Annotated in this window: 16 protein-coding genes; 6 read left to right on the top strand and 10 right to left on the bottom strand. The window is 62.7% G+C overall.

Annotation, left to right across the window (positions count from 1 at the left end):
- The first annotated feature begins 28 nt into the window (after positions 1 to 28).
- From M3A49_RS17585 to M3A49_RS17570, 4 genes are all read left to right on the top strand, one after another.
- Positions 29 to 838, top strand: coding sequence for a DUF4123 domain-containing protein (locus M3A49_RS17585; RefSeq protein ID WP_266229858.1), 810 nt, complete (start codon positions 29 to 31; stop codon positions 836 to 838).
- Positions 839 to 870: 32 nt separating this feature from the next.
- Entirely contained in the window at positions 871 to 3441 is a 2571-nt protein-coding gene (locus tag M3A49_RS17580) for a T6SS effector BTH_I2691 family protein (protein WP_266229857.1), read from the top strand.
- Between the two features lie 125 nt (positions 3442 to 3566).
- Complete coding sequence (locus M3A49_RS17575) at positions 3567 to 4436, top strand: DUF6708 domain-containing protein (RefSeq protein WP_266229856.1); 870 nt, start codon at positions 3567 to 3569, stop codon at positions 4434 to 4436.
- Positions 4433 to 4717 (top strand): PAAR domain-containing protein, encoded by a 285-nt coding sequence (locus tag M3A49_RS17570; protein WP_266229855.1) that lies wholly within the window; start codon positions 4433 to 4435, stop codon positions 4715 to 4717. The genes M3A49_RS17575 and M3A49_RS17570 overlap by 4 nt, the downstream gene beginning before the upstream one ends.
- A gap of 41 nt (positions 4718 to 4758) precedes the next feature.
- Here the strand turns inward: M3A49_RS17570 and M3A49_RS17565 are convergent, their stop codons facing one another.
- The 4 genes from M3A49_RS17565 to M3A49_RS17550 all read right to left on the bottom strand — a co-directional run bounded on the left by M3A49_RS17565 (position 4759) and on the right by M3A49_RS17550 (position 11536).
- Positions 4759 to 5706, bottom strand: a complete 948-nt coding sequence (locus M3A49_RS17565; RefSeq protein WP_416338969.1) for an OmpA family protein — start codon at positions 5704 to 5706, stop codon at positions 4759 to 4761.
- On the bottom strand, positions 5690 to 6700 hold the full coding sequence (tagF, locus tag M3A49_RS17560; RefSeq protein ID WP_028208852.1) for a type VI secretion system-associated protein TagF: 1011 nt from the start codon (positions 6698 to 6700) through the stop codon (positions 5690 to 5692). The genes M3A49_RS17565 and tagF overlap by 17 nt, the downstream gene beginning before the upstream one ends.
- Positions 6697 to 10548 carry a type VI secretion system membrane subunit TssM gene (gene tssM / locus M3A49_RS17555; RefSeq protein WP_266229854.1) on the bottom strand — a complete coding sequence of 1284 codons (3852 nt, stop codon included), beginning with the start codon at positions 10546 to 10548 and terminating at the stop codon, positions 6697 to 6699. Before tssM ends, tagF begins: the two co-directional genes overlap by 4 nt.
- A 130-nt stretch (positions 10549 to 10678) precedes the next feature.
- Positions 10679 to 11536: a M15 family metallopeptidase gene (locus tag M3A49_RS17550; protein WP_028208854.1), complete on the bottom strand. Its 858-nt coding sequence runs from the start codon at positions 11534 to 11536 to the stop codon at positions 10679 to 10681.
- A gap of 144 nt (positions 11537 to 11680) precedes the next feature.
- Here M3A49_RS17550 and M3A49_RS17545 point away from each other — a divergent pair, with 144 nt between their 5' ends.
- The gene (locus tag M3A49_RS17545) at positions 11681 to 12598 is read left to right on the top strand and encodes a hypothetical protein (RefSeq protein ID WP_266229853.1); all 918 of its coding nucleotides are present in this window, start codon (positions 11681 to 11683) and stop codon (positions 12596 to 12598) included.
- 37 nt (positions 12599 to 12635) lie between these two features.
- On the opposite strand, the gene M3A49_RS17540 is transcribed toward M3A49_RS17545, so the two are convergent.
- The 3 genes from M3A49_RS17540 to M3A49_RS17530 form a co-directional block, all read right to left on the bottom strand.
- Complete coding sequence (locus M3A49_RS17540; RefSeq protein WP_266229852.1) at positions 12636 to 14084, bottom strand: 3-deoxy-D-arabino-heptulosonate 7-phosphate synthase; 1449 nt, start codon at positions 14082 to 14084, stop codon at positions 12636 to 12638.
- A gap of 64 nt (positions 14085 to 14148) precedes the next feature.
- Positions 14149 to 14676 carry a DUF6496 domain-containing protein gene (locus M3A49_RS17535; protein WP_266229851.1) on the bottom strand — a complete coding sequence of 176 codons (528 nt, stop codon included), beginning with the start codon at positions 14674 to 14676 and terminating at the stop codon, positions 14149 to 14151.
- A 90-nt stretch (positions 14677 to 14766) separates the two neighbouring features.
- On the bottom strand, positions 14767 to 15678 hold the full coding sequence (locus M3A49_RS17530; protein ID WP_266229850.1) for a LysR family transcriptional regulator: 912 nt from the start codon (positions 15676 to 15678) through the stop codon (positions 14767 to 14769).
- 120 nt (positions 15679 to 15798) lie between these two features.
- Between M3A49_RS17530 and M3A49_RS17525 the strand changes: the two genes are divergently transcribed.
- On the top strand, positions 15799 to 16737 hold the full coding sequence (locus tag M3A49_RS17525) for an alpha/beta hydrolase fold domain-containing protein (protein ID WP_266229849.1): 939 nt from the start codon (positions 15799 to 15801) through the stop codon (positions 16735 to 16737).
- 7 nt (positions 16738 to 16744) lie between these two features.
- On the opposite strand, the gene M3A49_RS17520 is transcribed toward M3A49_RS17525, so the two are convergent.
- The 3 genes from M3A49_RS17520 to M3A49_RS17510 form a co-directional block, all read right to left on the bottom strand.
- Positions 16745 to 18292, bottom strand: a complete 1548-nt coding sequence (locus M3A49_RS17520) for a transglycosylase SLT domain-containing protein (RefSeq protein WP_266229848.1) — start codon at positions 18290 to 18292, stop codon at positions 16745 to 16747.
- A gap of 94 nt (positions 18293 to 18386) precedes the next feature.
- Complete coding sequence (locus tag M3A49_RS17515) at positions 18387 to 18725, bottom strand: hypothetical protein (protein ID WP_154678210.1); 339 nt, start codon at positions 18723 to 18725, stop codon at positions 18387 to 18389.
- 150 nt (positions 18726 to 18875) lie between these two features.
- Entirely contained in the window at positions 18876 to 19277 is a 402-nt protein-coding gene (locus M3A49_RS17510) for a hypothetical protein (protein WP_266229847.1), read from the bottom strand.
- Positions 19278 to 19375: the final 98 nt, after the last annotated feature.

Below are 19375 nucleotides of genomic sequence, written 5' to 3'. Positions count from 1 at the left end.
TACGGCAGAACTGACGCGCTATTTAACTATGAACACATACGTCATTGCAGAGCCAAGCAACGGGGAACTCGAATTCGGAGACGCCCCCAATGCCTACCGCGTGGGCGAACTCGTGCCGCAGGCGAAGCCTGACCTCGAAGGGGTTGCTCCGGTGCTGATGCGGCTTGAGCACGCTGAACGGCAGTTTTCGCGTGTCATCGAAGTCGCCGAAATTGCCCATGGCAGTGGGCGTCCTCCGATGGTATGCGCGATTATCGAGTCGGATATTCGGACAGATAGACTGCACGAGCATCTTGCCAACGCGCTGCTAATCACTCGTCCCGGCGGAAGTCACGCGGTGTTTCGATACTATGACCCGCGTGTTTTCGGCCACTTGCAATGGATTCTGGACTCGGTCCAATTGCAATCGCTATTGGGGCCCGTTTCCCGATGGAGGTGGCTCGACGAAGGCGGGCACTGGCAGGAAGTGCTTTCAAGTGGTTATCGGCAGATCGACTTGACATTTTCGGACGAACAATTCAAACAGCTTGAACGGCTGAGTCTGGTCCGGAAAGCACTGGAGACGGTAGCGGCGGCGGGTATGCAAGCGACGCCTGAGGTTGCGCGGCAACTTGACCGGATGCTACTCAAGGCGGAGCGCTACGGACTTCCCCTCGAAGACCAGATTCCTTTTGCGCTGCACGGGATGCTTGTCGCCCCTAACTTTGACCAGCATCCCCAGGTTCAGGCGATTCTGGCGATGGTGAACGAGACGCCGTACACCGAGGCTGTCGTGAACTGGACCGATGAGATGTGGCTTCGGGTGGGCAAAGAGAGCGCCCGCTACCCGTACCAGTAACCGAAAAAGACAACTTGTTTTTAGGGGGTCGTATGGCTGAAGCCAGTATGCCGAGTGTCAGTGCCATTACGAAGTCTGCAGCAGCAGCAGGCGCTCCTGCGGCTCAATGCAACATGTGCCAGAAGAAAGGCTTGCCGATTCTGCCCGTCCGGTATTCGGCTGTGGGAACCCATGACATGCACGGCCTTGAGGGTGTCCCCGTAGTGAGCGGCAGTTTTGGGGCGCACGTCAAGAATATTGCCTCTCGCAACGCGCAGTACACGTTGCGCTCTATGCGCTATGGGTTCATCTACATCTTCTACCCGAAAAAGTCCGTGTGGAAGTGCTTTGCGGTAACCAGGGAAGGCAACTGCTACGAGTACCCCATTGAGGGCGGTCTCGACCGCTCGACCGAGAAGCCTTTTTCCTGTACACAGACAGGGCACCCGGAACTGGCGCAATGCATCACGATCGAAAACCCTGATAAGGCGGGCACCGTCTACATGGCGTTCAGTGATGTTGAATGGACGAAAGCGGTGCGCGATGCCTATGCACATGATTCTGACGGCTGCCGCAGCAAGCGTATGCAGGCTTTCAACGCGTCTGCATGGCACGCGAAGCCGGGCCATGCTCCACACGCTGCTTCGCATAAGGATGTTCATCAGCACGTCGCTGAATACAAGGGTGGGGCGGAAAAGGCGTTCTTTGCTTCGCCCTTTCCCTATAAAGACCGCTCCGGGGAAAAAGATGCGCTAAGTACGGCCATGGATCATATCGCCCCAGACAAGGGGGCGGTTTTTGCCCTATGGGACCCCATCGGTATCACACAGGAACTCAACATTGAGAATCACGCTGCCTATGGATTCATAGCAGCTGACCATGAGTGGGGTGAATGGTCTGCGAGCATGGTCCTGAACTTCAAGGAAGCAGTTGAAAAGGGCGCGGTTGAAGACGATCAACGAGCGGAGGATATGGCCGAAGGGCAGGTGGCGTCGGCGTTCGCGATCAGATCGCTATTCGATGGCGGCGCCCAGGCGGACAAGACGATCAACCAGATGCGAGCATCGGACGCGGCTGGACTTGGCAAGGTCAAGGAGGACGCGTGGGAGAAGTACAAGGAGTCCGTGAGTGACACGGCTGCGAAGGAATACCTGAACAAGATGCATGAGAACTACGACAAGGCACAGCAGCATGCATGGTTGCCGCTGTCGCAGGACTACACGGCTTGGCTCGGCTCTCCGAATCTGGCCCACGTCTTTCAGTACGACTACGATGAGAGCCACTATCCGAGCGGCATGGTCTATGAAAGTGTATTTACCAGCTGCATTACGGGAGCCTGCGCGCGTCGGGAGTCTTACGATTTGATGACAACCTGGCTCAAGGGCAAAGTCGATGACAAGCGCAATCTTGCGCTGCGGGCCTTGACACTGAATCAGAAGCAGAACGGCGACAGGCTCCAGTCTGCAGGCAATTACCCGTACATTGAACTACGGGAAACCTGTGCCAAAGCAATCGAAGCATGGTTTCAAGCGGCGAAGGTAACGATGGAGAAGACCTATCCGCCGTTTTTCACGAATTTTTATAAGTCCGGCGCAAAGCTCATCTACGAGCTGGGCGCCCCCATTGCCAAAGTCGTAGCAGATGAAGTGGATAGTCTTGCCGCCAAAACCTTGATTCTTTCGATGAGTGCCCGCAGTGGCAAGGTCATCCTTCACCAACCGACAGAAGGTACGCCGTCCCAAAAGCTCAAGTATCTTGCACGCCAGATGTGGGAACTGGCGCCTGCTGACAAACGGCCGAGCAAGAAGGAATTTAATGCGGCGTTCTACAAGCAGTACACAACGAAGACGCCCGAGGGCAAGGTGACGACTGTTCCACAATATATTGTGGTGGACAAGGAAAACCTTCAAACCGCGGTCGTGGGCAATACTCAAAATGCCGCCCAGAAGATTATGAATCCGGCTAACAAGGTGATACTCACCGATGAAATCGTGGAGACGAGGTTCGTCCCGTCGTTCCGGAAGGTGATGGAAGGGGAGGCTTCGGCGGCGAGCATTGGGGCAGTCTTCGCCTTTGTCAATGTCTTGCTGACATACAAGGACTATCGGAAAGCCACGCACTTCAACAGCACTGAAACGGAGGCAAAATTCATCGCCTCCGGCGCAGCGTTCATCGGCTCCATCATGACGACTGCGAGCAAGGTGCTGGAGAATATCAAGAAGGGCAAGATTTCTGTTCCCCTGAAATTGAAACGGTATGTCTCGGTGGAGTGGATAGAAAGGTCGTCATTCTGGGGGCGCTGCTTCCTGGCTCCTGCTGCTTTCATTGGTGCGTTCTATGACTTCCAGAACGCGAAAGAACAGTGGAATTCGGGACATGTCGGACTGGCAATCGCTTATTTCGTGTCGGCGGGGATAGGGATGCTCCTCGGCGCCTTCGCGTTATTCGAAGTCGCCACCAGTTGGGTGCTCCCGCTTGGGTTGCTGCTTCTCGCAATCGGATTCGTTATTAGCTTCCTGAAGGAGCGGGAGTTGTTAGAATTCCTCGGTCGCAGCCGCTTTGGTACGGGCAAGGAAAAATATCTATCTTTCCAGGAAGAGCAGCACGCTTTCAACGCATTGTGAGGTTAAGCATGGCATTCGACGGAAACATCTGGGTCAAGCTTCGGCGACCCTTGTCTGACTGGGAAAAGAGTCAGCATCTCAAGGTAGACGCTCCCATCAGTATGGGCGCGCCTCCTGGACACTCCGTGTTTGACATCAACGACGCTTACCTTGAAATGAGCGATGTGATGTTTCTCCAACGAGGTGTCATTACGTGGGGAGGGCCGTGGCTCCTCGCGGGGGCATTTATGCTCATCCATTTTTGTATTTGGGCCTTCATGACGCCGCCTCCAGGTGTGCATGGAAGCGACCTTGTCCTCGCTTACTCCGCTGTGGCCGTCGGTCTGGTTTTTTCCCTCGGTCTTCTTGCGTTCATCCTTTGGGGGCTGCACCTCGAGAATTTTACGTGGACCCGAAGACCCGTTCGCTTTTACCGCAAAACGCGAACGATTCATGCGTATCGGGGCGCGGGCTCCAGCGAGGTCATCTCCGTTGCATGGGAAAAGGCTCACTTCTTCATCGAGAAACGTCCCCGAGACGCTATCATGCGCGCAATTCCATACGTCTTGCGCTGCCATGTTCTTGACGATCGCTCGAACGTCGTTCAATCGTTCTCGATCGGTCCGCGTCTTATGTCATTTGACGACGAGACGACCGAGGCGGGCGCGGCCACGATGGAGCGTCTGAAGGGACGCCTGGAATTCATCCGCCGGTACATGGAAGGCGGTCCTTCAGCCGTTGTGGTTGAAGAATTTCTACCCACAACGACCTCTTTTGCTGCCGCTCGCTGGATCGCCACCTGCGATGACAAGATTCTGATTGACCAGGGAAATGGCGACATGGTCAAGAGGACGGCTCCATTGGGCTATCTTCAGTCTGTGTGTGCATGGTTGAGCTGGAAAACATGCAAGAAGCCGGTTTGGCCTGACGCAATTGAGGAGTCGCAGAAGCCCGACGCATTCGTGGCAAGCACAACCGAAGTCGCATCAGAGAAAAATCTCAGGGAGCAGATATGACTCGCAAATTCATACTGAAAGACGACAAGACCGATCACAACGGCGTCGTTATGGATGGCATCGAGGGGTCCTCGTTTTCCGGGAGACCGATGGCCTATATCGGAGCGCCCGTCATGTGCCACACCTGCAATACCCAGGGCGTCATCGTGTCGGATGGAACTCCGCACACGCTAACGGTAATGGGAAAACAGGTCGCTCTCGAAGGCGACCTGTGTCAGTGCCACTGCGAACCTCAGCCGAAGCTTGTGGCGTCGCAAACCACGGGAACGCTTTCCGCCTGAAGTGACTTGTAGTCGCGATGATCGGCCCAAGGGCCGTCCCCCTACAACCCTGCCCGAAACTCAATCCGCCGATTCCTTGCCCGCCCATCACTCGTGTCGTTCGAGGCAATCGGCTGGTCAGGACCCACACCCGTCGCCGTCATCTGCTGCGGCGAGATCCCCTTGGCGACGAGATAGCCCTTAACCGCATCGGCGCGCGCCTGGCTCAACGCAATATTCGACGCACGATTGCCCGCATTGTCCGTATGCCCGATGATCGCCACCGTGCGCGTATTCATCTTCACGAGCACGGCTGCCATCTGGTCGAGGATCGCGCGGCCTTGCGGCGTGAGCGTCGCGCTGCCCGTTTCGAATTCGATCGTGCGGTTCGCGAGCGTCTGGTCGAGCAGGCCCTGTTCGGACGCGCTCACGCGCAGCCCATTGCGGATCGTGTAGGTCGGATTGAGCGCGGTGGCCATGTCGCTCGCGATCTGCTGGCGCGTGGCCTCGTTGCCCACCTCGCCGCGCACGTCGATCTGCGTGCCGTCGATTTTCAGTTGTCCCTTGTGGACCTGCTTGAGCTGCGCATTGAGCAGCTTCTGCACGTTGTCCGACCAGTTCGGCGGCGTGGCGACGTCGCCCACTTCGATCTGGTCGACGACGTTTGCCGCGCCATAGGTTTCGCGCAGTCGAGCAAGTACGGCTGCATGCGTGGCCTCGTCGGGCACCTTTCCGCCCGCCACGACCTGGCCGGGCGCCGTATCGACGGGCGCGGGTGTGGACATGGCGGTCGAGCGGGGCACAGTGGCAGCCGTAGAGGCCGCCGGGTTGGCCGCAGGAAGCTCAGTCGTGCTGACCTGCGCGCCGCTGTTGTTCACGGGCGTGACGCGAGCAGGGCTCGCGTCGTCGGCCCACGCGTTCGCGCCTGCGAACCCGAACACGCCAGCTGCGAGCGCCGCAGCCATCGCCGTGCGCGCAGGATTCCACGCCTGTTTATCCGCGCCGTGCATGCCCAGCCTCCCCAGCGAACGCTTCCTGGAACGTGTCGATCGCAAGACGCAGCGACAGTTGCGGCTGATCGAGGTAGCTGACGAGTTTGCTGATGCCATGGTCGCTTTGTGCGTGACCGTCGACCCATTCGGGGTCGTCGATATCGATGTTGTGGGCGGCGTAGGTTTGCGGATCGACCACGCTGTGCAGGGTTCGGGCCGAGGCGCCGTTGAAGCCGACGATGAGCCGCTCGCGCTGCGCGATGGTGCCGATGAAGATAGCGAGTTCGAAGTCCGCCTTCGAAACGAACGGCGCGATCAGCTCCAGCCAGAATGCGGCCACGAGGCTGCGATAGAACGGGTCGACCGGCAGCGGCAACGTGAGGCCGCGCTCCAGATGCGAGGAGCCGCTCGTCATCACGGGCCGCAGCAGCGAGCCGAGTGCGAGCATCGCGCCGCGCAGACGCACGGGGTGGCCGCTCGCGAGCAGCATCCGCTCGAGGCCTTCGAGCGTCTGGTGTTCGACGAAGTCGTTGAAGGTGCCGTCGTGCGGGTTGCCCACGCCGCCCACATCCACGGGCACCTGGGTTTCGCCTAGCGCGTGCAGCGCGCCCGCCGGCTCGCTCGCGCCAAGGAGCGGCTGCATCTGCTGCGCGGCGCGCGACCACAGCCGCGCGAAGGCGAGCGGGCTGCGCGCGAGAAAGGCGAGCGGCTGCTCGACCTCGAGCGCGGTGGCCGCGAGAAACGGAAAGCGCCGCGACGACTGGTCCTGGCTCGCCACCATGTGCCCGGCAATCGCGAGTTTGCTTTGCGAGCCGAGAAACGCGAAGTGCATGGGCTGCGCCTCGGCATAGACGATCTTCCAGCGCGGATCGTCGGCGAGCAGTTCCATCGCCTGTGCGATCCAGCGATCCAATGTCTGCAGCAGCTGCGGATTGTGAGCACTCTTGACGAAGTCGCCGCGCGACGGAATCTTGCCGAAGTACGCGATCTGCGCCTGAACGGACTGCGTCATTGCGCGGTTCCTCCTGTCTGAGTGGGGGCCGCAGCGGCCACGGCGGCGGGCGACGCACTCGCGCCGACCGCAGGGGCGGGGTTGGCAGCCGCGGTGCTCACCGTCCCGACGCTTGCGATCGAAGAGGGCAGCTGCACGCCGCTCAAGCCTTGCTGCTGCGGCGCGTTGCTGCTCGCAGCCGTGGGCTGCGAGGTGCTGACGATGCGCATGCTCACCGATACGGTCACGCTGCCTTGCGTCCACGTCAGGTCGAACGTGCCGTCCGGATGGCGCGTACGCTGCGCCGAGTTGATGAGTTTCTCCAGGCCGTAACGTCCCGGCTCGTTGACGAACTGGATCGTGCGACCGTCGAACGTGGTGGCCGAGAGCGTCGCGCCCGGCGCGCCCTGCGGATTGGGCCAGACGAAGTTCGTCCACTGCGGCGGCGTGTTGCGGTAGCGCAGTTGCTGGCCGTCGATCGCAACCGTGTACTCGGTCGTGCCGCTCGAAGGCTGCGGCAGGATCTGGAACACGGTCTGCGGCTCGGACGAGCCTTGTCCCGCGCCCGCCGCGCCGCCCGCAAGCGGCGCCACCCAGCGCGCGAAGCCGTTCGTGAAGTCGGGCGCGAGCGTGAGGCCCATGTCGCCCCAGGTGCGTGCGGAGAGCGTGTCGCCGCGGCGCACGGCGAGCGGCCCGAGCGTCGTGCCGACGAACTTCGAGATCGCACCGTCCGGCCCGAACATCTGGGCGATTTCACTCGCGCCGGCCTCGATCTTCGCGCTGCCCGCAAACGGGTACTTGTTCGCAAGCGAGGCCTGGAACGGTTGGTACACCTGCGCATTCCACACCTTGTTCACCTCCACGCTCGCGGGCTGGATCACCACGGCGTAGGCCTGCATGAGCGGGCGCACGAGCAGCGGACGCAGGGCCTTCTTCTGCGCGTCGGTCAAGCCGGTGAGCATCTGCTCGTCGACGAACTTGAGCGAATCGGACAGTTCGGAGCCGTTGCCGTCCAGCGTTTGCTGCATGAGCTGGCGCGCGCCAGGTCCCGGGTCGCCCTGATTCTTGATGACGTTCAGACGCGTGCGCACCTTCGAGAGCGAGTCCATGTAGCCGCCGAGCAGCGACGCGTTGTCGTGCGTCACGACCATGCGGCCCAGACCCGCGAACGCCTGGCCGATCGGACCCATCGAAGGCTCGACCGGATTACCGTTGAGGTCGAGATTGGCCGTGGCAGTGTTGCCCGACATGCGCGAGAACCATTGCTTGACCCAGCCCGTCACGCCGCTTTCCGCGCGCTTGATGCTCACGCTCGCGAGCGACGGGTTATCCCACGAGGTCTGGTCGTACGCGGTTTCGAGGATCTTGCGGATCGGCGAATCCTGCGGGTCGCCCAGGCGATTCATCGCATCGACGGCCTGGCCGAACGTGCCGAAGTCCTGCACGGCAATGCCTTGCATGAACTTCTGCCAGTTCTGCGCGTACTCTGTTTTGTACATCGACACCAGCGCCTTCTGGATCTGCTCGGGGCTGCCTTCGAGCGTGAGATCGTCTTGCGCCGAGGTGTTGAGCACCCAGTCCTTCGCCTGCAGTTCCTTCGTCGCGGCGTCGCGGATCGCGGGCTGCACGTACTGGAACCACGCTTCGCGCGTGAAGGTGCCGGAAATCGCATAACTGCCCGCAATCAGCGAGGTATTCGTGTCGCCAACGATGCGCGCCACCGTCATGGGCGCGAATCGCGTGGAGGCGCGTGCCTTGATCTCCTCGTACACGCGCTGGCGCGCCGGCATGCCACGCACCACGTGGCGCAGGTTCTCGCGCGTCTGGTCGACGAGCGCGAGGTTCGCGTCGATCATCGGCCAGTCGTCGTCTGAGACGCGTGCGAGGTAGAACGTGATCATGCGCTCGGCGCTCTTGATCATCTCGTCGCGAGGCATGTTGCCGCGATTCGTTTCGAGCCAGCCACGCCAGAAGCGCGCGATCTGGTCGGTCAGGTGCGCGGCCTCGACGTGACGCTTGTCGGAGAGCATCAGGTAAGTCTTGAGCGCGTTGTAGGCGTCTTCGACGCTCGTGGGCGAGGCGGCGCTATAGAGGCCGCCCTGGCTGCCGCCCGCCATTGCCGTGTGCGCGGACACGGGAATCGCGCCCGAGTCGGGCGTATGCGACATCGGCGCGAGCAGTTCGGGATGCGCGTCCACGTCCTTGAGGAACGAGGCGAGATTCTGCGAGACGGGCGTCAGCATGATCTGCCTGACGCCGCTGTAATACTCCTCGAGCAGATGCTGTTCGAGCCGGTCGCCCTGGTAGAGGCCGAGCGATACGGCGAGCGGACGGTCGCGGCGGAACTGCTCGAGCTGCTCGATGCGGTCTTCGAGAATGTCCATGGCCTGCAGGCGCGACTGCAGGTCGTTGCGGTTCTGCTGCAGGCGCTCGACGTTGTCGAGATCGGCCTGCACGTTCGCCACGAGCTGCTGGTTGCCGATGGTCGACCACGTCCAGCCGCCCAGCGCGAGCGCAAGCACCGCGACGAAGCCGAAGAACGTGGCGTATCGCAGGCGCGTCTTGGCGGGGCTCGCGAACTGCTTCACCGTTTGCCGGTCCGCGAAGATCACTTTCGAGAACAGATCGCGCAGGAAGAAGCCGTTCTTCGAGAACGCGCTATGCGGCTTGGGCAGACCCTCGGCGGAGAGCACGAAGCGGTTGGCAATGCGCTGCGCGGCAGCGCTGCTCGTTTCGCCTTCCTGCAGCGCGCTCGTGAAATAGAAGCCGCGGAAGATCGGCTTGTACTGGAACGGGTTGTTCTCGAACAGCGTGGCGAGGAACGCGCGCAACGCCGGCTTGATCGCCGAGAACTCGAGCGGGAAGCTCAGTTGCCCAGGCGTTAGCTGCTTGCCGCGGCTGAGCGACATCTGCGCGATGCTGATTTCCTTGAGGCCTTCGTAAAGCTCTTCGAAGCGCTCGTCGAACAGCGCGACGATATCGCGCTTCTCGTCCGGCTCGTAGGGCAGGGTGGCGCCCCACACGCGGTCGTACTCCTGGCGGTCGTTGCCGCTGAAGAATTCGGTGAAGCCGGTAATGAGGTCGGCCTTCGTGAACATCACGTACACGGGCGCGAACACTTCGAGCTTTTCGGTCAGTTCCTGCACGCGCTGGCGCAGATTCTTCGCGAGGTTGATGGCGAATTCGGGGCGGTTGCCCGTGAGTTCCGCGATGCTCGCGGTGACGATGATGCCGTTGATCGGCGCCTTCGGGCGATGGCGCTTGAGGAGGCCAAGAAAACCGAGCCATTCGCTGCGGTCTTCCTCGTGGACCGAATAGCGGCCCGCCGTGTCGAGCAGGATGCCTTCGGTCGTGAAGAACCAGTCGCAGTTGCGCGTGCCGCCAATGCCGTGCACCACGGCGTCGTGCTTGTCGGCGAAAGGGAACTGCAGGCCCGAGTTCAGCACGGCGCTGCTCTTGCCCGCCGCCGGATTGCCGATGACGATGTACCACGGCAACTCATACAGCGCCGAGCCGCCCGAAAGCTGGCCGATCTTCGAGGTCTTGATGGTCTTTACGGCGTCGACGAGCCGTGTGCGCAGCACGTCCAGCTCCGCCTGCCTGGCGGGTGCAGCGGCCGGCGCGCCGTTGTCGGTCTGCGCCTGCTGCTCCAGCATGTCGCCGAGCTTGCGGTTCGCGCGCCGCACGCGCGCGCGGCGCCACAGCCAGAACACGAGCCAGAGCGCGAACAGCGCGCCCAGCACGGCAGCGGGCCAGACGGGGCTGATTTGCAGCGCATCGGCTGCGATGAACAAGGCGGCCGCGAGCGCGATCACGCCGACGACGGAGAGCGTGCGCGTGTTTGTCAACACGTTGAAAAAGCGTTGCATAAGCCGTTCAGGTCCTGGTGCCTTGGGTGCTGTTTGTCGTGGTGTGCGGTGTCGTCACGCAGCAAGAGGTTTTGCCGCCCGGCAGAATGAATGAACGCCCCATAAACTCCCCATTTTTTCCCGCTGCGCCTTATTTAACAATTGCCGGCGCGCGACCCAGAACGAAGCCGGGTTTGTGATATTCGACGTGGCCCAGGTCCATCAATTTCCAGCGTCCGCCCCAGGTCAGGCCAACCTGCTCGGCCACCTGGCCGTATAACTGATAACCCCGCATCGCCCAGGGATCTTTTTCTGAAATGACCAGCTTGCCGTCACGCAGAAATGCGTTATCGGCCGCGAGTCCATATTGGTGATAGCTTTGGAAAGCTGCGGCGTTTGTCACATTACCGCCCAATTGCGCAAGCCGGTTTTGCCGCTCGGGGCTGCGGTAACCCTCCAGTAGTGCCATTTCATAACCGTATTGCTCGCGCATGATTTTGTAGACGAGCAATAGCCGCGTGCGGAAATCGGCGTCCAGCAGATTCCAGTCGCGGCTTGCGTCGTGCAGCGCGGGCCGCACCTGCTCGACCTCCTTCGTGGCGAATACCTCGGGAGGCAGCGGCGGCGGTGGAACCAGCTGCTCGCCGTTCAGCAAGGCAGCGATTTTTTCGTCCGGCACCCGGGGCGTGTCATCGTATTGAAATAACTGATGACCGCGCAATGTAATGGCAATGAGCGGCGGCGTCGCAAGAATACCTGCGGTAATGGAAATCAGCAAGCGCCGCCTGACGAGTATATTTTTCATATCGGCCATTCTCGAATGAGAAATTTTTGCCGACTTAAAGAACTGACTCCGGGCGTGAGTGGCGCTCGCTGAAGCGCGACGCCTAATCAAATTATGCAATTCGAATAACGTGCTGAAAAGCGATGCACGTACGGCGGGCAGCAGCAATAGTGCGGCCAGTGGTACGGCAATGGCAAAATAGGCGACGAGAGCAATGGCGACCAAAAGCGAACCCGCGGAGTGGCAATTGTTTTTTGTAATGCTTGATTTTAGAATCAGCGCTGCCCGAAGTTGGGCCGCCTCGTATTATTGCGGTGAAACAGGCTCAGTTCAATGAGCACAATGAGCACGATTCCAACGAGACAGTGAATGAGTGCGCCGGACAACTCTACCCCCAAGGCTCCACCCAGCCTCCTCGCCGACACGCCTGCCAGCGTGCCGGGCGCACAGCCGGGCGGCTCGCGCATCCTCGCGAATCTCGAGGGCCGCGTCGTGCCGCCGGCCACGCCGCCGGGCACAGGACGGCGCTCGCGCGCGCCGATGCTGATCGGGGCGCTGGTTCTGATCAGCGCTGCCGGTTTCGGCGCCTGGCACGTGGCCGAGCGCAGCGCGCCGGCGAACGCCGGGACGCAGGCGGCCGCCCCCGCGGTTGCACCGACCGTTGCCCCCGCAGGCGCTGCGCCAGCCGTTGCAAACGCGGCGAGCGCGCCGGATGTGGCGTCGGCTTCGCACGCCGCCACCATCGTGAGCGACGACGAAAGCGCCGACAACGCGAAGGCCGCCCCCGGCGCCGTTGCGTCCGCAACGGTACCCGACGACGGCCGGCTTTCGCGTGCGTTGGCCAATGGCGCGCGCGATGCCGGCGCGAGCGCGCCGGCGGGCGGCGCCGCGCCGCTGGCGAGCGCGTCAGCAGACGCGAATCACAAGCACCCGGCCAGGGGCGTCGAAACCCGGCACGATGCGAAAAGCGTCGCGCATGCAGGGAACGCCAAGGCTGAGGCGCTGGCGAAGAAGCGGCACGATGCGCGTCCAGGCAGCAAGAAGGACGATTCCGATGTCGACCTGCTAGCCGTGCTCGTTGCCCGCACGAAGCCGGGCGACGGCAAGGACGCGTCCACGCACGCGTCGAAGTCGGCGGCAAGCAAGCTCACCCTCGCGCAGCAGGTCAAGGCGTGCGGAGCGCAGGGCTTTTTCGAGGATCAGCTTTGCCGCTGGCGCGTGTGCGACGGGCATTGGGGCAAGGACCCGGCGTGCCCCGCGGCGGCACGCGCGAGCACGGAGCATTGAGGCGTGAGCGTGCCTGTCTCTCGAACGCACGCTCACGTCAACAAGGCCGTTCGTTCGCCGTGTACTGCGAACACCCCGGCGCACACCCCGTTGCATCGCGAATCGTGGCCATCAGGTCATCGGGGTGCACCATCAATTCGCGCACGAGACGCAGCATCGAATACTGGTCGAGCACGGCCTGCCAGCGTGGCGATTGCGTGAGGTGCTGCCAGACAGCATCCAGTACTTCCGGATCTGCATGTTGCCCGTCCCACTGGGCGCTGGCGTATGCGAGGCTCGCCGGTGCGGACAAAAGCTGCATGCGGCTCGCGGCGTTGAGCATTCGCGAAGTGCCGTTGGCGGGCGCATCGCAGCAATAGAGTACGGTGTTCAGCAAGCCGGACTCGTCGATGCCTTGTGCGCGTAGCGATGCGCCGTGCAGTCGTACCGGCCCCTGCTGGGTCTCGAACGTATACACGATGTTTTCTTCGGCGTGCGTGAGCAGGCGCAAACCGCGCATGAGCCGCGGGAGGTCGGTCGTTGCGGATTCGACGGATGCCTTCGCTTCGACGAGCAGGCGCACGTTCCAGATGGGCACGATATCGAAGGTCTTCGCGTGCAGCCGCTCCAGCAGGACCACGTCCCATTCCGTTTTGGCGCGTTCGTGCGTGCCCGGTATCGAGGCCGGAACGCGCATTGAACTCACGACACGGTACGCGTGCGGGTTCTCCTGCGCGGCGTTGAGCCTTTGAGCCAGGACTTCGAGTGCCTGTACGGCCAGCGCTTCGACAGCCGCGCCGCGTCGCTGCGACGCCCGGCCTTGCGCCACGGCCGCCGGCGTACCCGGCCGCGGACCATACGCATCCAGCATTGATACGTACTGCTGCACGAGTGGGTCGGGCGCCAGGGCTTCGAGCCGGCACAAGCGCGCAAGTGCCGGACTGTCCCGCAGATCCGCCAGCGCGGGCGCGAAATCCGAGCCCTTCGCAAGCTCCGGCAACGCGAGAAGGTCTCGCGCGGTTTCGTGAAGTCCGGCGTAATGGGCCTCGTGGTGCGCCAACGACGCGGACGCATGCAGCCGCGCAAGCGCGTCGCGCTGCCAGGCTTGCAGGGCGCGCTGCTGTTTGGCCGGATGCGCGATCGTATTGACGGCGGCATGGATCTGCCGGCGGTCCTGATCGGCCTGTGCCGAAAGCGACGCAAATTCGCGCACCTGGGGGGCGCGTTGCCGTAGCACCATCGCCTGAAATGCCCGGTCTCCGGAATCGGCGTGCATCGCCTCGGTGATCATGGCCGCGAGCGCGTCGACGAAACGCGGCTTCAGCGTCGCGTCCGGTGCTCCGCCATGCGCGATGGCTTCGCGCGCCTGTTCGATGACGCGTGCCAGCGCCATAGCCGGATTGGCGTCTCGAAGCGGCAGCGCCGAAGCCGCGGGCTCTCGCGGCAAGCGATAACGGCGTGGGACGTCGCGAAGGATCTGTTCGAGCAGCAGAGCGGGTGGGGACATCGGCGGATTTGCAGCATGCGCATGCGGGGCGATGAGGAACATAGTCTCATAACCCCGCGCCCCGCTAGTGGCGGGTGTGCTGCGCACGTGCGGCGCGTGTCTTCGCCGCCTTTTTGGCCGCGGCGGAGCGGCCCGCTGCGCCCTTGGTCTGCGCAGCCTTCTTTGCCGCCGCCGAGCGGCTTGCCGCGGGGCGGCGCGCCGCCGCGGTCTTCGCCTGCTTCGACACGGCTTGTGGCGATGCGCCCGCCCGGCTCTCGCCCTTGAGCACTTGCGTCGTCGTGCGCGAACGTTTGGTTTTCGATTCCGTGCTCGCGCGGCCCGTTTTCTCGCCGTGGCCCGCCGCGCTATCCTTTGCGGCTTTCTTGCGCGTCGCTTCGCTGGTTTTGCCTGGCGCCGGCGGTTTCAGGTCCACACCGGCGCGTCGCGCCTTCGACAAGCCGATAGCGACCGCCTGCTTCGCGGAACGCACGCCATGCTTGCCCTCGCGCACGCGATCGAATTCCTCCTTCACGAATTCGCCGGCCTGGGTGCTTGCGGATTTGCCTGCGCGCTTGTCCGCGCGCGCACGCTCGATCGTTTTCTTCTCGGGCATTTTGGCTCTCCTTGATGAGTGACCCACTCATTCCAGCAAGCGCCGTTCCACACAGGCGCGCGAAGACCGCGCAACGCCCGCGCAAAGCCATCAGGCCGCAACGAAAGCCGGGTGCGGATCGGCCGCGAGCATTTCGGCGACGAAGTCGAGAAACACGCGGGTCTTGTTCGGCAGCCGCCTGCCCGATGGATGTACGCCGTGGATGGGCAACGGCGGCGGCGCGAAATCCTCCAGCACGCTGACGACCGCGCCGCTCGCCATCTCCGCTGCGAAGAGCCAACCGGGCGCCTGAACCAGGCCCATATGGGCGAGGACGGCAGCGCGAATCTGCTCCGCGTCGCCAGTGCGGAAATTGCCGGACGGAACCTGCAGGCCCGGCCCTTCGACGTTCCCGAAACGCCATGCCCGCGGCTCGTGCATGGGCGCGAAAACGACACAGTCATGTTGTTCGATCTCGTGTGGCCGTTCGGGGCGCCCGTGCTTTTCGAGGTACCCCGGCGTTGCGACGACAACGACCGGACTCGAGGCCAGATGCCTCGAAATCATCGAGGAGTCGGCAAGCGGCCCGCTCTTGATCGAAAGATCGAAACCTTCCTCGACGAGATTGACGTTTCGCTCCGTTGCGGAAAGGTCCACGTACACCTGCGGATAGCGGGAGAAAAACACCGGCAGGTGCGGCACGACATACAGCCGGCCAAAGACCGGCGGCACGGTGACGCGGATCAGCCCGCCCGGAGACAGCTGGCCATGCGCGACGGAGGACTCGAGATCGGTGAAGTCGCCAATGATGCGCAAGCCGGCTTCATAAACCGTTTGACCGGTCTCGGTGAGCGTCATGCTGCGCGACGTGCGCCTCACCAGTTGAGCGCCAAGATAGCGCTCGAGCGACGCGATCTGCTTGCTGACCGCAGGCTGACCCACGCCGATGTCGCGCGCCGCCGCGGCGAAACTCCCGCTTTCGACGATGCGAATGAAAAGTTTGAGCGCGTCGAGCCGATCCATTTTTTCTTCCCAAAACTTCCTGACCGGAATGGATTCTATTCCATTTGGCCTTCTTCCATGCTCCGGGTGGAATCGATATCGTCATGCCCATTGACAACGCATTCACGCAACGAAGGAGCCATGATGAGCATCGGACAACGAGCCAACCTGATCGAAGGGCGGCACAGCCTGAGCGATGACGACCGCGACGCGGCGAGGGCTTCGATCGAGCGCACGCAACGGCATTTCAACGAATTCACTGGCACGATGCGCGAGGCGTACGACGCCATGACCGCGCAGACGCCGGTGGCGGATGGCGTCGGCCTCGAGAGCATCGCGAACGCGGACGCAACAGGGTGGTGGATTCGGCCGCGAGCCGCGCCTGCCCATCGCGCGATCCTGTTCCTGCACGGCGGGGCCTTTGTGCTCGGGTCTGCCTGGGGGTATCGCGGGTTCGCGAGCCAGATCGCGGTGCGCGCCGGCGTCGATACCTTTGTGCTCGACTATCCGCTGGCGCCCGAACATCCGTTTCCCGCGGCGCACGACGCCGTGCGCGCCGCGCTGCGATGGCTGGCGAACGCCGGCATACGCGAAGTCGCCCTGGTTGGCGACTCCGCAGGCGGCGGCCTTGCACTTGCGGTTCTGGGTGTCGAGGAGCGGCGGGCGTTGAACATCGCGAGCGTGGCCGCCTTCTCACCGTGGGTCGATCTGGCGTTGACGGGGCCGTCGTTCAAGAGCGAAGCGACCCGGGATGCCGTCCTGACGCGGCCTGTGCTCGCCAATGCCGCCGCGGCGTACCTGGGCGCTGCCGATCCCAGGGATGGACGCGCGTCGCCGCTGCATGCCATTCCCGGGCACCTGCCGCCCATCGCGCTCCAGGTGGGCACGGACGAGCTGCTGTTCGACGACGCGCGACGTTACGCGACGGCAGCGGCGGAGCAGGGCGCAGCGGTGCAGCTGGAAATCTACGAAGGCCTGCACCACGTGTTCCAGCGATCCACCCACGAACTGCCGGGCGCGCGGTATGCGCTGGATGAAGTCGCGAGATTCATCTCGCGGTGCTGGACACCTGACGCGTAAGCCTGCCTCACCCCTGCTTGCGCACCTGCCCGATGGCGCGTTCGCGCGCCGCCTGCGCCTGCTGCACGAGCCGGTAGGCGGCGTAGTACTTGTAGATATTGCGCACGTAAGTGGTCGTCTCGATCCCGATCTTCTCGCCAACCACGATCTCGACGTTGTTGAACCACTTGTCGGGCGAGAGCCCCCGGGCGGCCGCTTCCTTGCGCATCTTCGCGATCCTGGCCGGACCCGCGTTATAGCTCGCGAACGCGAACAGGGCACGGTCCGAGTCGGAAAAGTGCGCATCCGGGAAGTAGCGGGACATCAGGAGGTCCAGGTATTTCGCGCCGGCATGGATGTTCGATTCCGTCACGCGGATGTCACCGACGGCCAGCTCCTTGCCGGTCGCCGGCATGAGCTGCATGATGCCGATCGCGCCAACGTGGCTGCGGGCGCTCTGATCGAGCTGCGATTCCTGGAACCCTTGCGCGGCGAGCATCAATGGATCGAAGTGATATTGCGCGCCGTACTTTTCGAAGAGACCGACCGTTTGCGAGAAGCGCTTCAATTCCGCGTCCTCGGTATTGCTGGTGATCTGTTTGACGCGCTGCAGTTCCTGCTGCAGACGCACTTCCGCGACGCTCTGCTTTTTCACATAGCCAACGTAGAAGTCGGTAATGGCCTGCTGGAGCTTCGGACTCTGCTTGCGGATCGCCCAGCCGATATAGCCGGCGTCACGCACGGCCATGTCGTCGTGCACCACGATGCCTGGCAGCACCTGCGCCCAGAATTTCGCCTTCCAGTCGTCGACGACGAGAATCTGGACCAGCCCGACATTGAGCATCTCCATGGCGTCCTCGTCCTCGAGCGCATCGGGCAGCAATACCAGTTTCATCGGCGCCTTGCCGTCCTTTTTGAAGCGCGCGTTCAGGGCGGTCAGACTCTCGAAGTAGCTGCTGCTCGCGCGCACGTGCACGGTCTTGCCACTCAAATCGTCGAGTTTGGTGAGCGCGGGCGACTTCGGACCGGTGACGACCAGCTCCCGGACCGGCTTGCGGTCGCGCGGCGCGACGAAGTCGACCTGCTTGAGCCGCGTTTCGGTGGCGGTCAGATTGCCGGCGGCGATGTCTCCCTTCCCGGCAAGCAGAGCGGGAATGAGCTGGTCGCGCGTCGTCGGGATGATCACGAGCGTCAAGGGACGCTTGCCGAGACTGCTCCGGTACGTCTTGTTCAGGTAGCGCTCGAAGTCGCGCATGAGCCCGGCGGTCAGCCCGCGCTCATGACCGAGCTCGTTGAAATAGAGCGTCCTGCTGTACGGCACCAGTACGCGGATCAGTCTGCGGTCGACCATGGCGTCGAAATCGCCGAATTTCGGCTGAATGGCGAGGTTGAGCCGGCGGGTGGGGGTGCGCGTCGAGGCCGCGGGGGGCGATGGCGCACTGGCTGGCGCAGCGCTCGCGGCCTGTGACGCCACGGCTTGCGCAGGCGGACCCTGGGCCGCGAGGCATCCTGTCGGCCGGCCGGCAATGGTCATCCCGAAAGCCAGGACGATCAGCAACGTATGAACAATACGCATGGTGGCAGGGCCGAATGTTCCGCGCCTTCCCATCATGTCACAACCGCATAGGCTGGCTATGGGCCGATGGTCCTATAGAGAAAGAAAACAGCCGCTACTTCGCCGATGTCATGACGTCACAGCCGCCGCGGGAGCCGGTGTTTTTCAGGGTGAGCGTAAGCCGGCTGCCCCGGTTCGCCGTGATGATCTGCCCATAGCTCACCGTGGGAATGAACTGGATATCCGGCGCGACCGCCACAGGGGGATTCCTTGCGCCGTCGACGGTCAGGTCGAGCTCCACGGTGACCGAGTCGATAGCGACACCCATATCCTGCTTGCGGTCGGCCTGTTCTTTCCTGAAATTGCACAGACCTTCGAGAACTTGCTGGAGGGCGGTTGGGATATCAACCGGCTTGCCCGGCGGGATCGGCGGCGTATTGCAGCCAACGATCATGAATGGCAAAGCGCAAAGGACCACATATCGGCAGGCGCGCATCGGGTTCCCCTTGATGAGCCGAACGACGGCTTTGTCGAAGGGTGCCATGCGTGGATGCCCAGTCAATCGGACCTATGTCCTATGCGTAAGCCCGCATCGCCTCGTGAGTTATCCGGTCAGGCGCGCCCATAGCGTTCGTATGCGGCGCGCGGAGTCGTCGAACAGATACGACGCTGCGAGTGCGAACAGGCCCGACACGACCCCCGTCACAATGTGTTCGAGAACATGAATGCGATAGTGACTCGTGTGCGCGTAGGCATCGCCGATGATTGTCAGGCAGCCCACCAGTAGCGCGTTGCCATAGCGATTCGCGTACCACTTCGTGGCTGGCGTGAAGGTGAGCAGGACGGCCAGCGCGCCGGTGAACAGTCCCGTCTTGAATGCGATGGTCCAATGGGGCAGGCTCATGATGTTGCCCCAGCTACCCGGCATGCAGGTCATGCACGCGCTGGTTGGCTGCCAGAAGCGCTGAATAAACAATTTCAGGCGGCGTTGCCATTCGCTTCCCATCACGTACTCCCGGTGCAGGGTGTGCGGCCCCGCGGAAATCGTGCATCGCTTGCGCATCGTGCTGGGGCGCGCGCGATGCGCTCCTGGCACAAGCTACG

The organism is Paraburkholderia sp. CNPSo 3076 (assembly GCF_026343935.1).
Lineage (GTDB): Bacteria > Pseudomonadota > Gammaproteobacteria > Burkholderiales > Burkholderiaceae > Paraburkholderia > Paraburkholderia nodosa.
Note: the sequence above shows the minus strand (reverse complement) of the source record. Positions and strands in the feature narration are given on the sequence as shown.

Bases quoted from the DNA above. Each gene is read 5' to 3' on its own strand.
- M3A49_RS17585 (WP_266229858.1), top strand. From the start codon at position 29: ATGAACACATACGTCATTGCAGAGCCAAGCAACGGGGAACTCGAATTC.
- M3A49_RS17580 (WP_266229857.1), top strand. From the start codon at position 871: ATGGCTGAAGCCAGTATGCCGAGTGTCAGTGCCATTACGAAGTCTGCA.
- M3A49_RS17570 (WP_266229855.1), top strand. From the start codon at position 4,433: ATGACTCGCAAATTCATACTGAAAGACGACAAGACCGATCACAACGGC.
- M3A49_RS17565 (WP_416338969.1), bottom strand. From the start codon at position 5,706: ATGCACGGCGCGGATAAACAGGCGTGGAATCCTGCGCGCACGGCGATG.
- tagF (WP_028208852.1), bottom strand. From the start codon at position 6,700: ATGACGCAGTCCGTTCAGGCGCAGATCGCGTACTTCGGCAAGATTCCG.
- tssM (WP_266229854.1), bottom strand. From the start codon at position 10,548: ATGCAACGCTTTTTCAACGTGTTGACAAACACGCGCACGCTCTCCGTC.
- M3A49_RS17545 (WP_266229853.1), top strand. From the start codon at position 11,681: ATGAGTGCGCCGGACAACTCTACCCCCAAGGCTCCACCCAGCCTCCTC.
- M3A49_RS17540 (WP_266229852.1), bottom strand. From the start codon at position 14,084: ATGTCCCCACCCGCTCTGCTGCTCGAACAGATCCTTCGCGACGTCCCA.
- M3A49_RS17535 (WP_266229851.1), bottom strand. From the start codon at position 14,676: ATGCCCGAGAAGAAAACGATCGAGCGTGCGCGCGCGGACAAGCGCGCA.
- M3A49_RS17530 (WP_266229850.1), bottom strand. From the start codon at position 15,678: ATGGATCGGCTCGACGCGCTCAAACTTTTCATTCGCATCGTCGAAAGC.
- M3A49_RS17525 (WP_266229849.1), top strand. From the start codon at position 15,799: ATGATGAGCATCGGACAACGAGCCAACCTGATCGAAGGGCGGCACAGC.
- M3A49_RS17520 (WP_266229848.1), bottom strand. From the start codon at position 18,292: ATGCGTATTGTTCATACGTTGCTGATCGTCCTGGCTTTCGGGATGACC.
- M3A49_RS17515 (WP_154678210.1), bottom strand. From the start codon at position 18,725: ATGATCGTTGGCTGCAATACGCCGCCGATCCCGCCGGGCAAGCCGGTT.
- M3A49_RS17510 (WP_266229847.1), bottom strand. From the start codon at position 19,277: ATGGGAAGCGAATGGCAACGCCGCCTGAAATTGTTTATTCAGCGCTTC.